General features: G+C 70.1%; 18 protein-coding genes. 15 read left to right on the top strand and 3 right to left on the bottom strand.

Features of this window, described 5'->3' with window-relative positions; all coding sequences use genetic code 11:
• Nucleotides 1-13 precede the first annotated feature (13 nt).
• Genes J5J86_RS11000 through J5J86_RS10985 form a run of 4 tightly spaced genes read left to right on the top strand, consistent with a single transcriptional unit; the run spans nt 14 to nt 1,657 of the window.
• Entirely contained in the window at nt 14-421 is a 408-nt protein-coding gene (locus J5J86_RS11000; RefSeq protein ID WP_209104933.1) for a phage major tail protein, TP901-1 family, read from the top strand.
• Between the two features lie 14 nt (nt 422-435).
• Nucleotides 436-792 (top strand): gene transfer agent family protein, encoded by a 357-nt coding sequence (locus J5J86_RS10995; RefSeq protein WP_209104932.1) that lies wholly within the window; start codon nt 436-438, stop codon nt 790-792.
• A 35-nt stretch (nt 793-827) separates the two neighbouring features.
• The gene (locus tag J5J86_RS10990) at nt 828-989 is read left to right on the top strand and encodes a rcc01693 family protein (protein WP_209104931.1); all 162 of its coding nucleotides are present in this window, start codon (nt 828-830) and stop codon (nt 987-989) included.
• A 14-nt stretch (nt 990-1,003) separates the two neighbouring features.
• Nucleotides 1,004-1,657, top strand: a complete 654-nt coding sequence (locus J5J86_RS10985) for a phage tail tape measure protein (protein ID WP_209104930.1) — start codon at nt 1,004-1,006, stop codon at nt 1,655-1,657.
• Nucleotides 1,658-1,674: 17 nt separating this feature from the next.
• Here J5J86_RS10985 and J5J86_RS10980 read toward each other — a convergent pair whose 3' ends face one another.
• Both J5J86_RS10980 and J5J86_RS10975 read right to left on the bottom strand, forming a co-directional pair.
• Nucleotides 1,675-2,100, bottom strand: coding sequence for a porin (locus tag J5J86_RS10980; protein ID WP_209104929.1), 426 nt, complete (start codon nt 2,098-2,100; stop codon nt 1,675-1,677).
• Nucleotides 2,101-2,348: 248 nt separating this feature from the next.
• Nucleotides 2,349-3,047 carry a hypothetical protein gene (locus tag J5J86_RS10975; RefSeq protein WP_209104928.1) on the bottom strand — a complete coding sequence of 233 codons (699 nt, stop codon included), beginning with the start codon at nt 3,045-3,047 and terminating at the stop codon, nt 2,349-2,351.
• Nucleotides 3,048-3,102: 55 nt separating this feature from the next.
• Here J5J86_RS10975 and J5J86_RS10970 point away from each other — a divergent pair, with 55 nt between their 5' ends.
• The 9 genes from J5J86_RS10970 to J5J86_RS10930 are packed head-to-tail and all read left to right on the top strand — an operon-like array spanning nt 3,103 to nt 11,427.
• A complete protein-coding gene (locus J5J86_RS10970; RefSeq protein ID WP_209104927.1) occupies nt 3,103-3,405 on the top strand; it encodes a hypothetical protein in 303 nt (100 codons plus the stop codon).
• Nucleotides 3,389-4,027: a DUF2460 domain-containing protein gene (locus tag J5J86_RS10965; RefSeq protein ID WP_209104926.1), complete on the top strand. Its 639-nt coding sequence runs from the start codon at nt 3,389-3,391 to the stop codon at nt 4,025-4,027. The genes J5J86_RS10970 and J5J86_RS10965 overlap by 17 nt, the downstream gene beginning before the upstream one ends.
• A 30-nt stretch (nt 4,028-4,057) precedes the next feature.
• Nucleotides 4,058-4,948: a DUF2163 domain-containing protein gene (locus J5J86_RS10960; protein ID WP_209104925.1), complete on the top strand. Its 891-nt coding sequence runs from the start codon at nt 4,058-4,060 to the stop codon at nt 4,946-4,948.
• On the top strand, nt 4,945-5,382 hold the full coding sequence (locus J5J86_RS10955) for an NlpC/P60 family protein (protein WP_209104924.1): 438 nt from the start codon (nt 4,945-4,947) through the stop codon (nt 5,380-5,382). The genes J5J86_RS10960 and J5J86_RS10955 overlap by 4 nt, the downstream gene beginning before the upstream one ends.
• A gap of 29 nt (nt 5,383-5,411) precedes the next feature.
• Nucleotides 5,412-9,317, top strand: a complete 3,906-nt coding sequence (locus J5J86_RS10950; protein WP_209104923.1) for a baseplate multidomain protein megatron — start codon at nt 5,412-5,414, stop codon at nt 9,315-9,317.
• Between the two features lie 36 nt (nt 9,318-9,353).
• A complete protein-coding gene (locus J5J86_RS10945) occupies nt 9,354-10,055 on the top strand; it encodes a DUF2793 domain-containing protein (RefSeq protein ID WP_209104922.1) in 702 nt (233 codons plus the stop codon).
• A 36-nt stretch (nt 10,056-10,091) separates the two neighbouring features.
• Nucleotides 10,092-10,415 (top strand): spike base protein, RCAP_Rcc01079 family, encoded by a 324-nt coding sequence (locus tag J5J86_RS10940; protein ID WP_209104921.1) that lies wholly within the window; start codon nt 10,092-10,094, stop codon nt 10,413-10,415.
• Entirely contained in the window at nt 10,412-11,209 is a 798-nt protein-coding gene (locus J5J86_RS10935; RefSeq protein WP_209104920.1) for a hypothetical protein, read from the top strand. The genes J5J86_RS10940 and J5J86_RS10935 overlap by 4 nt, the downstream gene beginning before the upstream one ends.
• Complete coding sequence (locus J5J86_RS10930) at nt 11,206-11,427, top strand: hypothetical protein (protein WP_209104919.1); 222 nt, start codon at nt 11,206-11,208, stop codon at nt 11,425-11,427. The genes J5J86_RS10935 and J5J86_RS10930 overlap by 4 nt, the downstream gene beginning before the upstream one ends.
• 19 nt (nt 11,428-11,446) lie before the next feature.
• On the opposite strand, the gene J5J86_RS10925 is transcribed toward J5J86_RS10930, so the two are convergent.
• Nucleotides 11,447-11,659 (bottom strand): hypothetical protein, encoded by a 213-nt coding sequence (locus J5J86_RS10925; RefSeq protein ID WP_209104918.1) that lies wholly within the window; start codon nt 11,657-11,659, stop codon nt 11,447-11,449.
• Between the two features lie 110 nt (nt 11,660-11,769).
• On the opposite strand from J5J86_RS10925, the gene J5J86_RS10920 reads away from it, so the two are divergent.
• Together J5J86_RS10920 and J5J86_RS10915 are read left to right on the top strand one after the other, a co-directional pair.
• The gene (locus J5J86_RS10920) at nt 11,770-12,627 is read left to right on the top strand and encodes a glycoside hydrolase family 108 protein (protein WP_209104917.1); all 858 of its coding nucleotides are present in this window, start codon (nt 11,770-11,772) and stop codon (nt 12,625-12,627) included.
• Nucleotides 12,624-13,025 (top strand): hypothetical protein, encoded by a 402-nt coding sequence (locus J5J86_RS10915; RefSeq protein WP_209104916.1) that lies wholly within the window; start codon nt 12,624-12,626, stop codon nt 13,023-13,025. The genes J5J86_RS10920 and J5J86_RS10915 overlap by 4 nt, the downstream gene beginning before the upstream one ends.
• Nucleotides 13,026-13,124: the final 99 nt, after the last annotated feature.

Raw genomic sequence — 13,124 nt, 5'->3', positions numbered from 1 at the left:
AGAGGAGGCCGCGATGGCCGCGCAAAAGGGCAAGGACCTGCTGCTGAAAATCCATGATGGAACCGCATTCGCCACCGTGGCGGGCCTGCGCTCCCGAACGCTGGCCTTCAACGCCCAGAGCGTGGACGTCACCAATGCCGAATCCGCCGGCCAGTGGCGCGAATTGCTGGGCGGGGCGGCGGTGAAGCGCGCTTCCATCTCCGGCTCCGGCGTGTTCAAGGACGCCGCCTCCGACGCTCTCGTGCGCGCCGCCTTCTTCGACGGGTCGCTGAAGACCTGCCAGGTGGTGATCCCCGATTTCGGCACGGTGGCCGGCCCGTTCCAGGTGACCGCCCTGGAGATCGCCGCCAACCATGATCGCGAGGTGACGTTCGACCTGACGCTGGAAAGCGCGGGCGAACTCACCTTCACCGCCCTTTGAGCGTGGAGAGCCCCATGGCCAATCCCCGGCGCGGCGAGGTGGAGGCGCTCATCAATGGGCGCCCGCGCATTCTCGTCCTCACCTTGGGTGCCCTGGCGGAGCTGGAAGCCGCCTTTGGCGCTGATGATCTGATCGCGCTCGCCGAGCGGCTGGAGCGCGGGCGGCTTTCGGCCCGCGAGGCCATGATGATCCTCGCCGCCGGCCTTTCCGGGGCGGGTACGCCGACGCGGGCCGAAGAGGTTGCGAGCCTGCGCTTCGAGGGCGGGGCGGTGGGCGCCGCGCGGCTCGTGGGCGCGCTTCTCGCCGCCACATTCGGCACGGCGGGGGAGGGCGGTGTGCCGCCGGACCCTCACATGCCGCAGGAGGCGTGAGGGCGCCCGCGCGGCCCTTCCCCTGGGAGGCGGCCATGGCCGCCGGCCTCGGCCTTCTGCGGCTCGCCCCCGATGCCTTCTGGCGGATGACCCCGCGCGAGCTGGCGGCGGCCATGGGGCCGTTTGTGCCGGCCGCCCCCGCCCTCGATCGCGCCGGCCTGGAGGATCTCCTGCGCCGCTTTCCCGACACCCGTTGAAAAAGGAGTTTCCCATGGCGGAGCTGGACGCCCCTATCGACACTGTCTCGGTGGCCATCGAGGCCGACACCCGCGCCTTCCGCGCGGAACTGACCGACACCGAGCGCACCACGCGAAGCTTCGCCTCCACCCTTGCCGATGCCTTCACCGCCGTTGCCGTGAAGGGCAAGGATGTGGGCGATGTGATCGGCATGGTCGGCCAGCGGCTTTCCAGCCTTGCCCTCAATGCGGCGCTGAAGCCGCTGGAACAGGGTGTCGGTGGGCTGCTGGAGGGCCTCTTGTCCGGCACCGCCTTTGCGCGGGGCGGGGTGCTCTCCAATGGCGGCGCGGGCGTCGCGGTGCGGCCCTTCGCGCAAGGCGGCGTGCTGGCGGGAGAGACGGGTGGGTTTCAGGTGCGCCCCTTCGCCCAAGGCGGCGTGGTCGCCGCGCCCACCTATTTCCCCATGGCTGGCGGGCTCGGCCTCATGGGCGAGCGGGGCGCTGAGGCCATCCTGCCTCTGGCGCGCGGCGCCGATGGACGGCTCGGCGTGCGCACCGAGGGCGGCGGTGGCGCCACTTCCGTGGTGGTGAACGTCTCCACGCCCGATCCCGGCGCCTTCCGCCGCTCCGATGTTTATCTCTCGGGCCTCGTGGCGCGGGCGGTGGCGCGGGGGCAGCGGGGGGCGTGATCCCGCGCTACGGCCTGTCAGCGGGCATTCTTCCACGCGTCCGAGCTGGAAGCGCTGGACGTGCCCATGTCGGTATTGTTGTTGCCGGGATTGGGTGCATTGCCGAGCGTGCGGCCGGTGCCCGCATCAAGGCGCAGCGTCATGCCCATGCGCACGCAGGTGTCGGTGCCGGGCTGGAGCACGAAGCCCGGCCCGAACTGGTCACACGACTTCATCTTTCCGCCACTGCTGCTCGAAGAGCTGGAGGCGGTGCCCGTCTTCGCCGTGGTGCCCGCCTTGGCTGTTCCGCTTGACGCAGGCGGGTTGAGGGTCAGGGAGGACAATGGCAGCGGCGTCGTGGCCTGCGCATGGCCGATGGCCGGCGCGAGGCTGATCGCTACCAGGCCGGTCGTCGCCAAGCCGAGGCAGGCGAGGGAGAAGGTCCGCATCAGGCCGGTCGTCATGGGCACGCTCCACAGTGCCAGAGGCTGGCCCGATGGCATGCTTCGGACACACAGCTCCAGCCACTTGGCCCGTTGCCCGGTCGCGGGAGGATGTTCTCCATGCGGGGCCGGTCGCCAGGCCGTTCGGCCGCACGATAGTGGAAGGGCCGCACAGCGAAAAGCCCGATGCCGGGCCTCCGCAGGGGCAGTTGGCGCGGTCGGGCGAGCCGCCCGGCCAAGCGGGAGGTACGGGCCGGGAGGCCCGCCTCTCAGGACGCCTTGCCGCCTTTCGGCTTCGCTGCGGCTTTGGGCTTGGCCGCGACCTTCGGCTTGGCTTCGGCCTTGGCCTCCACCTTCGGCGCCGGCGCTGCGGCAGGCTCGGCAACAGGCTTGGCAGCAGATTTGGCCACGGGCTTGGCCACGGGCTTGGCTGCAGGTTTGGCCTCTGCCTTCGCGACCTTGGCGGGGGCCTTGGCTTCCGCAGGCTTGGCTTCCGCAGACTTGGCTCCCGCAGACTTGGCCTCAGCCGGCTTCGCCGCCTTGGTGGCTGTCTTTGCCGCGGGCACCTTTGCCGTTGGTGGCTTGGAAGCAGGCGCCTTCGGTGCCGGGGCTTCAGCGGCCTTTGCAGCGGGCTTCGCGGCCGCCTTGGGCGCCGCCTTCTTCGCGGGGGCCTTGGGGGCCTCCACTTTCGGTGTCTCTGCCTTTGCGGGCTTCGCTGGTGCGGCCTTGGCCGCAGGTTTCTTCGCTTCGGCCTTGCCCTCCGGCGGCTTGGCTGCCTTTGCCGCCGCGAGCTTGGTGGCCGCGGCCTTGATGGCGGCGGTCTTGCTCTCAGCCTTGGCGGGCGCGGTTTTGGCGGGCGCGGTTTTGGCCGAAACAGCTTTGGGAGCCGGCGCCTTCGCTGCTGGTGCCTTGGCTGTTGGCTTGGTCGGCTTTGCAGGCGCCTTCGCGGCCTTTGCTTCGGCGGCCACGGGAGCGGCGGGGGGCGGAGCGGCGGCCTTTTCCGCCGCCGGCTTGCTGGCGGGCTTGGCTGCCTTGGGCGCCGCCGGTTTCTTGGCCGCCGGCTTCTTCGCTGCGGTGGCCACCGGTGCCGCCGGAGGAGGAGCCTCGACCTTCGGGGGCTCTGCCGTCTTTGCCTTCGCAGGCTTTGCCGGCGCCTTTGTCGGCGCCTTCGCTGCGGGCGTCTTTGCGGGTTTCGTGGCCATGCTCTGGCTCCACCTTCGACAAGGATGTGAAAGTCAAGGCGCCAGCGAAAACTATGTCAAGACGTCCAATATTAGAAAAGTGGCAGTTTTCGCAGGAATGAAACGCTATGCCCACCTTTCATGAGGTTTTGTTCCCTCTCGATGTGGCGCTGGGCGCGTCCGGCGGCCCCGAACGGGCCACGGAGATCGTCGCCACCGCCACGGGCCGGGAAGAACGCAACACGCGGCGTGCTGATTCGCGGCGGCGGTTCGATGCCGGCATGGGCGTGAAAACCTTCGCCGCCTTGCATGAGGTTCTCGTCTTCTTCGAGGAGCGGCGCGGGCGCCTCCACGGCTTCCGCTGGCGCGACCGGCTGGACCATTCCTCCGCCCCGCCGGGCACGCTCCTCGCACCCGGCGACCAGACGCTGGGCACCGGCGATGGCACGACCCGCGTGTTCCAGCTCGCCAAGACCTATGGCGCCCTTCACGCCCCCTATGTGCGCGCCATCGCCAAGCCGGTTGCGGGCTCGGTGCGGGTGGCGGTGGCGGGGGGGGAAAAGGCGGCCGGCACCTTCGCCTGCGATGCCTCAACCGGCCTCGTCACCTTCCTGCCCGGCCATGCCCCGCCCGCCGGGGCGCGGGTGAGCGCGGGCTTCCTCTTCGACGTGCCCGTGCGGTTCGACACCGACTTCCTGGAGGTGGATCTCAGCGCGTTCGCGGCCGGCGCCATCCCGCGCATTCCGGTGGTGGAAATCCGCCCCTGATCCTCCCTCATTCCCTTCCGTGGAGCCCCCATGCGACAGGTCCCTTCCGCGCTCGCCGCACAGCTGTCCGGCGGCGTCACCACCTTGTGCCATGGCTGGCGCGTGACGCGCCGCGACGGCCTGCAGCTTGGCTTCACCGACCATGACCGCGATCTTGAAATCGACGGCCTCGCCTTCCTCGCCGCCTCCGGTGTCGCGGGGTCGGAAAGCGTGTCAACGCAAGGGCTTGCGGTGAGCGGGGCGGAGGTGTCGGGGGCGCTGAGCGCCGCCACCCTCACCGAGGCGGATCTCGCCGCCGGACGGTTTGATGGGGCTGAGGTGGACCATCTCCTCATCGACTGGTCGGCGCCGGAAAATCACATGCTGCTGCGCCGCGCGATCCTCGGCGAGGTGCGGCGTGAGGGCGGTGCCTTCACCGCCGAATTGCGCGCCCTGACCGACGCGCTGAACCAGACCCGCGGCCGCCTGTTCGGCGCCCTGTGCGATGCCGATCTCGGCGATGCCCGCTGCGGGGTCGATCTGACCGCGCCGGCCCATCATGCGGAGGTGAATGTGGTGGCCGTGGAGGGGCCGCTGCGGCTGGTGGTGTCCGGCCTTGCCGGTCACGCGGACGGCGCCTTTTCCCATGGCCGCCTTGCCTTTTCCGCCGGCCCCAATGCGGGCGTGTCGCTGGAGGTGCGCAGCCATTTGCGGGAGAGCGGGGCGGACATTCTGGAGCTGTGGCAGCGCCCGCCGGAAACGGTGATGGCGGGCGACGCAGCACAGGTCACCGCCGGCTGCGACAAGCGCTTTTCGTCCTGCCGCGCGCGGTTCGCCAACGGGGTGAATTTTCGCGGCCATCCGCACATGCCGGGCAATGACTTCCTGCTCACCATCGCGGTGCCTGGCGAGGGCGGCTATGACGGCGGGAGCCTGTCATGAGCGCGCAAGAGCTGCGCGCGCGCATCCTCGCCGAGGCGCGGGACTGGATCGGCACGCCCTATCTGCACCGCGCCTCGGTGCGCGGCTCGGGTGCTGATTGCTTGGGGCTCGTGCGCGGCGTCTGGCGCGCCGTGCTGGGCGATGAGCCCGCACCGCTTCCCCCTTATGCGCCCGACTGGGCGGAGGCGGGACGCCAGGAGACGCTGCGCGACACCGCGCGCCGGCATCTGGTGGAAGTGGAGATCGCGGCGGCGCAGCCCGGTGACGTGCTGCTCTTCCGTTTCCGGCCTCATCTGCCGGCGAAGCACGCGGCGATCCTCAGCGCCCCCCATCGCATGATCCACGCTTATGACGGCGTCGCCGTCTGCGAGACCCATCTCACCCCCTGGTGGCGCCGGCACCTGGCCGCCGCCTTCGCCTTTCCCGGCGCCTGAGCGCCTGTCCTGACGCGGAGAAATGACCCATGGCGACGCTGCTTCTCGGCGGTGCGGGCGGGCTCGTGGGCGGCGCCCTGTTCGGTCCGCTCGGCGCCATTGCGGGCCGGGCGCTGGGGGCGCTCGGGGGCGCGGTGGCCGATGCGGCCTTGAGCGGCGGCGGGCGCAGCCAGGTGGTGCAGGGCGCGCGGCTGTCCGACCTCGATGTCATGACCTCCAATGCCGGCGCGCCCATCCCGCGCATCTATGGGCGCGTGCGGGTGGCCGGGCAGGTCATCTGGGGCACGCGGCTCGAAGAGGTGGTGTCCACCCAAGTGCAGTCGACGGGGGGAAAAAGCGCGCGCACCTCCACGCGCACCACCACCATTTCCTATTCCTACTACGCCAATTTCGCCGTCGCTTTATGTGAAGGCCCGGTGACGCGCATTGGCCGCATCTGGGCGGACGGCAAGCCGCTGGACGCCACCGCCTATGTGATCCGCGCCCATCTGGGGAGCGAGGACCAGCTTCCCGATCCCTGGATCGAGGCGAAGGAAGGATCGGGCCTGGCGCCGGCCTATCGGGGGCTCGCCTATCTGGTGTTCGAGCGCATGCCGCTCGCCAAATTCGGCAACCGTCTGCCGCAGATCACGGTGGAGGTGGAGCGCGCCGTGGGGCGGCTGGAACGGCACCTGAAGGCGGTGACGCTGATCCCCGGTTCCACTGAATTCGGCTATGAGCCGAGCGAGGTGCGGCGCGTCTACGGCCCCGGCGCCTATGACGCGGAAAACCGCCATGTGGCCACCGCGCGCTCGGACTTTGCCGCGTCGCTCGATCATCTCCAGGCCCTGTGCCCGAGCCTGGAGCGCGTCTCGCTGGTGGTGTCCTGGTTCGGCGATGATCTGAGGGCCGGCGCCTGCACGGTGCGTCCCAAGGTGGAGCGGCTGGACAAGGCCACATGGCCTTCCGCCTGGATGGTCAACGGCCTGCCGCGTTTGCTGGCGAGCGCGGCCAGCCGGCACGCGGGCGTGGCGGCCTATGGCGGCACGCCTTCGGACAGCTCCGTGCTGCACGCCATCGCGGACCTCAAGGCGCGGGGCCTGAAGGTGACGCTCAACCCCTTCGTGATGATGGACATTCCCGCCGGCAACGCACGCCCCGATCCCTGGACGGGCGCGTCCGACCAGCCCGCTTATCCCTGGCGCGGCCGCATCACCTGCGATCCCGCGCCGGGGCGATCGGGCAGTGCGGATCGCACGGCGAGCGCGCGCACGCAGGTGGCCCATCTGTTCGGCAGCGCGGCGCGCACCGATTTCGGCGTCTATGCGGGACAGGTCTATTATTTCGGCCCGGCCGAATGGAGCCTACGCCGCATGGTGCTGCACTATGCCCATCTGGCGGCGCTGGCGGGGGGCGTGGAAGCCTTCCTCATCGGCTCGGAATTTGCCGCGCTGACGCGGGTGCGGGCGGAGGATGGCAGCTTTCCGGCGGTCGCCGCCTTCGCGGCGCTGGCGGGCGATGTGAAGGCCATTCTGGGCGCCGGCACCAAGGTCTCCTATGCCGCCGACTGGACCGAATATGGCGCCCAGATCCTGCCCGGCGGCGACCTGCGCTTTCCCCTTGATGGCCTGTGGTCGTCCCCTGCCATCGACTTCGTGGGGCTGGACTATTATCCGCCTCTGTCCGACTGGCGGGCGGGCGCGACCCATCTTGATCGCGCCCAGGCGCGATCCATCCACGACCCCGCTTATTTGAAGGCCAATCTCAAGGCCGGCGAGGCGTTCGACTGGTTCTATGCGGACGAGGCCGCCCGTGCCGCGCAGGCCCGCACGGCCATCGCGGATGCCGCATATGACGAGCCGTGGGTCTTCCGGCAAAAGGATCTCTGGTCCTGGTGGTCGAGGGACCATCACGAGCGCATCGGCGGCGTGCGCTCCGCATCACCCACCGCCTTTGTGCCCAACGGCAAGCCCATCCGCCTCATAGAGGCCGGCTGCCCGGCGGTGGACAAGGGCAGCAACCGGCCCAGCGTCTTTCCCGATGCCAAGTCGTCGGAAGGCGGCTATCCGCCTTTCTCAGACCGGCGCCGGGACGACCTCATCCAGCGTCGGGCGCTGGAGGCTGTGCTTTCCACCTTCGATGCGGATTTCGGCGCCGGGGATGCGGACAATCCGCCCCGCTCCGGCGGTGGGCGCATGGTCGAGGAAGGCTGCGTCTTCCTGTGGACCTGGGACGCGCGGCCCTATCCCGAATTTCCCCTCGCCACCAATCTCTGGGCGGATGGCGTCAACTGGCAGACCGGCCATTGGCTGAATGGCCGCCTGGGCACCGCGCCGCTGTCCGACCTGGTGACGCAGATCTGCGCCGACCATGGCGCCGGCGGGGTGGAGGCGGGCAGCTTGCCCGGTGTGGTGGACGGCTATCTGGTGGACCGGCCCATGTCCGCCCGATCCGCGCTCGAGCCGCTCGGCCGCGCCTTCGGCTTCGATGCGGTGGAACAGGAGGGCACCCTCTCGTTCCGGCCGCGCGGTGGGCCGGTGGTGGCCTCCCTCACGCAGGATGATCTGGTGGTGGAGGAGGGCGCCGCGCCGCTCGCCTTGACCCGGGCGCAGGAGAGCGAATTGCCGGTGGAGGTGGGCCTCACCTTCATCGATGGCGCCAGCGACTATCGCACCGCCACCGTTGCCTCCCGCCGCCTGTCCGGCGCGAGCCTCCATGTGGCGCGCACGGAATTGTCCGTGGTGGCTTCCGCCGCGCTCATGGGGCGGGCGGCGGATGTGTGGCTTCAGGATCTGTGGGCGGGGCGGGAGACCGCCACCTTCTCCTTGCCGCCCTCCCATCTGGCGCTTGCCACCGGGGACGTGGTGGAAGTGACCTGCGACGGGCGCACGCGCCTTCTGGAGATCACCCGCATCGAGGACACGCAAGTGCGCGCGGTGAGCGCCCGCTCCATCGAGCCGGACCTGTTCGAGGCCTCGCTCCGCGCCGATGGCGGCGGCACCGTGCGCCTGCCTGCGGTGTCGGGTCCGCCGGATCTCCAACTGCTGGACCTGCCGCTCCTGGAGGCGACCGATCCCGTGCCGCTCCAGCATGTGGCCGCCTTCGTGTCGCCCTGGCCGGGCGCGCTCGCAGTCTGGCGTTCCTCCGATGGAGCGAGCTTCGAGGCCATTGCCGCGCTCTCCGCGCCCGCCATCCTCGGGCAGGTGCTGGAGGATCTGCCGCCCGGCCCCGCCTGGCGCTTCGATCGTTCCGCCCGCCTGCTGGTGGAGCTGAATGGCGGATTGCTCCAAGGCCTTTTGGAAGCGCAGGTGCTGGAGGGCGGCAACCTCCTCGCCCTCATGGCCGAGGGGGGGGAGAGCGAGGTGATCCAGTTCACCAACGCCGAGCTGCTGGAAGGTCGCACCTATGCCCTCACTGGCCTCTTGCGCGGACAGGCGGGTACCGAAACGGCCGGCGGGTCCACATGGCCCGCCGGAACGCGCATTGTGATGCTGGACCGCACCCTGGCTGTGCTGGCTTCCGGCGCTTCATCCTATGGCCGCAGCTTCATCTATCGCGTGGGCCGGGCCGATCGCGACCATGGCGATGAAGACGTGAGCGAGGTGTCCGGCGCCGTCGGTGGCCGCGCGTTGCGGCCGCTCTCGCCGGTCCATCTCGCCGCGCGCCGCACGGGGGAGGGGATCCGCCTCGCCTGGGTGCGCCGCAGCCGGGTGGACGGGGATTTCGACGCCGCCGACACGCCACTCGCCGAGGAGGTGGAGGCCTATCGCCTTGAGATATTGGACGGCGAAAGCGTGCGGCGCGCGGTGACGGTCTCGACCCCCGAATGGCTCTATCCGGCCGCCAGTGAGATCGCCGATTTCGGCAGCCCGCTCTCAGCCATCACCTTCCGCGTTGCCCAGGTCTCCGCCGTGCTGGGGCCGGGTGCGCACGCCAGTGCCACGCGGACCGTTTGAGCGCGGCATCCCTTCTCGAACCCGACGGAGACCGCCATGGCCGAGACCACGGCGCGCCTTGCCTTGCCCTATATCGCGGCGGCGCAGGCGCAGAAGCATGTGACCCACAATGACGCCATCCGCCGCCTCGACGCGCTCATCCAGCCCCGCCTGGAGAGTCTGACGCTGGCGACGCCCCCGAGCGCGCCGGGGGAGGGGCAATGCTGGCTGGTGCCCTCCGGCGCCACCGGCGCCTGGGCGGGACAGGCCGGGCGCATCGCGGCCTATGAGGCGGGGGCCTGGGACTTTTTCAACCTGCCTGCCGGACTCCTGGCCTATGTGGCGGATGTGCGCCGCGTGCTGCTGTTCGATGGTGCGCGCTGGGTGTCGCCGCTCGCCGCCAGCGCCCATGGCGCCGCCATCGAGGCGCGGGTGATGGAGGAGGACCTGGCGCTGACGGGTTCGACCGTCTCCACCACCATGGCGATCCCCGACCGGGCCATCCTGCTCGGCGTCTCCACCCGCACGATCACCGCCGTGACGGGTGCCACCTCATATGATTGCGGCACCGCGTCCGAGCGGACCAAGTTCGGCGGATCGCTGGGGATTTCCGCCGGCGCCTCCAACATGGGCGTCATCGGCCCGACCGCCTTCTACGCGGCGACCCCCGTGCGCCTCTCCGCCAATGGCGGCGGCTTCACCGGCGGCACGGTGCGGGTGGCCATTCATGTCCTGTCCTGCCCGGCCCCCGTGGCCTGAGCGGGCCGTCCTTCCCCCACCTTCCGGAGACCGACCATGCCCTATGATGCGGCGCGCGATCCCCTGCGTGCGCTTTCCCCCTCCGCCTCCTCGCCGGCCCGTACCCTGCGCCTGGTGAGCCCCTCCGACAGCGCGGACCTTGATCCCTATGCCAAGGGCGTGTGGGTCTATGTGCCCGGCGATGTGTCCGGCGGCGTCGCCACCATCCGCGTCACCGCCGTGGGCGCCGCCAGCGATGCCGAAACGGTGGATGTGCGCGCCACCCCCGGCCTCCAGCCTTTGCCGCCGGTGCAGTTGCGGCGCATTTGGGCGACCGGGACCTCGACGGGCCTCTTCTTCTATGCCCTGGCCGACCGATGATCCGCCTCGGCACCGGGCTCATGAGCGCCGCCTATTGGCGGCCAAGGGCAGGCCTCCTGCCTGCCACCACCGCCTTGGTGGCGCGGATGACGGCCGCGCCACCTGCGGGGCGTGTCGTCGCCATCGATGCCCTCGTCCGCGCCTTGGTGGCGGCCGGCGTCTGGTCGCGCCTCGACCTGCTGCATGTGCTGGCGGCCCATGACACCCAGGCGGCGCGGCTCAATTGGATCAGCTCCGCTTACGATCTGGCGGCCTATAACAGTCCCCTCTTCACCGCTCATCGCGGCTTCAAGGGCGACGGCACGGCGGCTTACCTGGAGGCGGCCGGGTACAACCCTTCCGCCGCGACGCTCCGCTTCGCGCAGAACAGCATGACGCTCGGCGCCTGGATGCTGACCCCGTCCTCGGCGGCGGTGGGGCTGGACGTTTACGGTGGCAACAGCCGGGTGCAGCGCAGGACATCCGGCTCCAATGACCTGCATTATCGCGCCAACGACGGAACCAGCACATTCTGGCCCTCGGGCGGAGCCCTGGACGGGCTCATGGTGGCCGACCGCGCGGATGCCGCGACCAAGGCCCTGTACCGCAACGGCGCGCTGACCCATAGCGCCGCCGTCGCCTCCACGGGCAATTCCACCATCCTGCGATTGTTCGCGGCCGGCGCGGGTTCCGCCATGTCCGATGCGGAGATCGCGGTGGTGTTCGCGGGGGCTTCGCTGACGGAGGCGCAACATGCCGCGCTCCACGCGGCGCTTCGCACCTATCTTCTCAAGGTGGGAGCCATCGCCCCATGAGCGACCTGTTCTTAATCCTGACCACGGCCCAGGCCGATGCGGTGCGGGGCGAGACCTCTCCCGGTGCCTGGCTTGCCCCCGTGCCACTCGCCGACGGGGAGATCCACATCCTGCCCGAGCGGGTGCTGTGGGACCCAGAGCATGCCGCCGCTTGGCCGCGCCTTGAAAGCCTGCCGCGCGCCAACCTTCTCCCAACGGATCTGCCAGCGGGCGCGTAAGGGGCGGTCGGGTCCAGCCCTAGAAAATGTCCTGCCAGATGGGGCAGAAGCTCCTCGCATTGTGGTAGGTGATCTTGGTGAAATAAGTCCCAGTAAAATAGTGGCAGTCGATCTCATTCGATCTGCGATGGTAGCTGTAAAGCACGCCCAGCGCGTTCACCTGAAGATAGAAAACAAAGGTGATGCAAATCAGGGCCAGGATCATGAAGATCCAAGCCAATACACGTTCCATCCGAGATGCCTCTCGTGGCCTGGGGCCGCCCGTACTGGCGCAAGCGCCCCGGCAAATCGGCCGAACCATCGGGCCAAAGCCCGTCACTTTCCGGACATTAGGAGGTTTGCGTGGCAGCGTCCAGCTTCGCCCCCGCGCTCGAGCGCGTGCTTGCCCATGAGGGCGGCTATTCCAACCATCCCGCCGACCCGGGAGGACCGACCATGCGCGGCATCACCCAGCGCGTCTATGATGCCTTCCGGCGCGCCGCGGGACAGCCGACGCGCCCCGTCCGGGGCATCGCGGACGATGAGCTGCACCTGATCTACCGGCGGCAATATTGGGATGCGATACGGGCCGATGACCTACCCCAGGGTCTCGATTACTGCGTGTTCGACGCGGCCGTGAATTCCGGCCCGGCCCAGGCTGCCAAATGGCTGCAGCGTGCCCTCGGCGTGGCGGCGGACGGCCAGGTGGGAGCGCTGACGCTCGACGCGGCGCGGGCGACGCCGGACCTGCGCCGGGTAATCGACGACATGTGCGACCGCCGCCTCGCCATGCTGCGGGCGCTGAAGACCTGGCCGGTTTTCGGCACCGGCTGGGGCCGTCGGGTCGCGGATGTGCGCATTGCTGCGCGGTCTCTGGCAGCGGGTGGGCCGGCCGTCCCGGTGGCCCTCGGCGGCGCGACGGGAGGGGCCATGCCGGAAGCCGGGAAGGCGCCCCTCGACAGCCTGCGCGTGCTGCCCCGGCCGGAAGCAGGACAGGCGGCCGCCGCCGGCGGCCTGCTTGCCACCGCCTGCGCCGAGGCCGCCCGGCAGGTGGCGCCGCTGGCTTCGGGCTCCCCGACACTTGCCTTCGTCTTCACCGCCCTCACCGTGGCGGGCTTGCTGGCCTCCTGCGCGGGCCTTGCCCTCGCCTGGCACAGAAGCCGGGCGCGCCGGCGGCAGGAGCGATCCCTCGATCTCGGCCTCCCGGGGGCGACGTCGTGACCGGCCTCGCCCAGGGCGTGCGCGAGGCGCTCCTCTATGGTCTGCCCTGGTGGATCATTGCCGGCCTTGTGGGCGGGGCGGTCATCCTGGCCGGACTGCGGCTGGGCTGGCGGGCGGCAGGGATGGCCGGCCTGGCCGGCCTCCTCCTCATCGTGGACCGCCGCGCTGCACAGCGCGGATGGCGCGATCGACAACGCAAGGAAGAAATCGATGCGGCACATGCCCTGGAGGCGGCGCGGCTGGCGCGCCTTGGCGCCGAGCGGGATGCTCTTGATCCTGTCCGCCTGCGCGCCGATGACGGCTGGCGGCGGGACGGAGGTGTTCTGCCGGGCAGCCCGCCCCATCAGTTGGACCCCTGCGGACACGGACCAGACCATCCGCGACGTGAAGGCCCATAATGCGGTCGGCCGTCGCCTGTGCGGATGGCGGTGAAGCCGCACAGGCACCGGGTTGAACAGCACTGGCCGCTGATTTAGCTTCCAAGTTATTGAAGGAAC

Source organism: Aquabacter sp. L1I39, assembly GCF_017742835.1.
GTDB lineage: Bacteria > Pseudomonadota > Alphaproteobacteria > Rhizobiales > Xanthobacteraceae > L1I39.
The sequence above is the reverse complement of the archived record's forward strand: the minus strand, read 5'-3'. Positions and strand labels throughout refer to the sequence as shown.

What these genes read in the sequence shown, in the direction of transcription:
- J5J86_RS10955 (WP_209104924.1), top strand. Translation starts at nt 4,945, where the DNA reads ATGAGCGCGCAAGAGCTGCGCGCGCGCATCCTCGCCGAGGCGCGGGAC.
- J5J86_RS10930 (WP_209104919.1), top strand. Translation starts at nt 11,206, where the DNA reads ATGAGCGACCTGTTCTTAATCCTGACCACGGCCCAGGCCGATGCGGTG.
- J5J86_RS11000 (WP_209104933.1), top strand. Translation starts at nt 14, where the DNA reads ATGGCCGCGCAAAAGGGCAAGGACCTGCTGCTGAAAATCCATGATGGA.
- J5J86_RS10940 (WP_209104921.1), top strand. Translation starts at nt 10,092, where the DNA reads ATGCCCTATGATGCGGCGCGCGATCCCCTGCGTGCGCTTTCCCCCTCC.
- J5J86_RS10935 (WP_209104920.1), top strand. Translation starts at nt 10,412, where the DNA reads ATGATCCGCCTCGGCACCGGGCTCATGAGCGCCGCCTATTGGCGGCCA.
- J5J86_RS10945 (WP_209104922.1), top strand. Translation starts at nt 9,354, where the DNA reads ATGGCCGAGACCACGGCGCGCCTTGCCTTGCCCTATATCGCGGCGGCG.
- J5J86_RS10925 (WP_209104918.1), bottom strand. Translation starts at nt 11,659, where the DNA reads ATGGAACGTGTATTGGCTTGGATCTTCATGATCCTGGCCCTGATTTGC.
- J5J86_RS10980 (WP_209104929.1), bottom strand. Translation starts at nt 2,100, where the DNA reads ATGACGACCGGCCTGATGCGGACCTTCTCCCTCGCCTGCCTCGGCTTG.
- J5J86_RS10995 (WP_209104932.1), top strand. Translation starts at nt 436, where the DNA reads ATGGCCAATCCCCGGCGCGGCGAGGTGGAGGCGCTCATCAATGGGCGC.
- J5J86_RS10950 (WP_209104923.1), top strand. Translation starts at nt 5,412, where the DNA reads ATGGCGACGCTGCTTCTCGGCGGTGCGGGCGGGCTCGTGGGCGGCGCC.
- J5J86_RS10985 (WP_209104930.1), top strand. Translation starts at nt 1,004, where the DNA reads ATGGCGGAGCTGGACGCCCCTATCGACACTGTCTCGGTGGCCATCGAG.
- J5J86_RS10965 (WP_209104926.1), top strand. Translation starts at nt 3,389, where the DNA reads ATGCCCACCTTTCATGAGGTTTTGTTCCCTCTCGATGTGGCGCTGGGC.
- J5J86_RS10990 (WP_209104931.1), top strand. Translation starts at nt 828, where the DNA reads ATGGCCGCCGGCCTCGGCCTTCTGCGGCTCGCCCCCGATGCCTTCTGG.
- J5J86_RS10960 (WP_209104925.1), top strand. Translation starts at nt 4,058, where the DNA reads ATGCGACAGGTCCCTTCCGCGCTCGCCGCACAGCTGTCCGGCGGCGTC.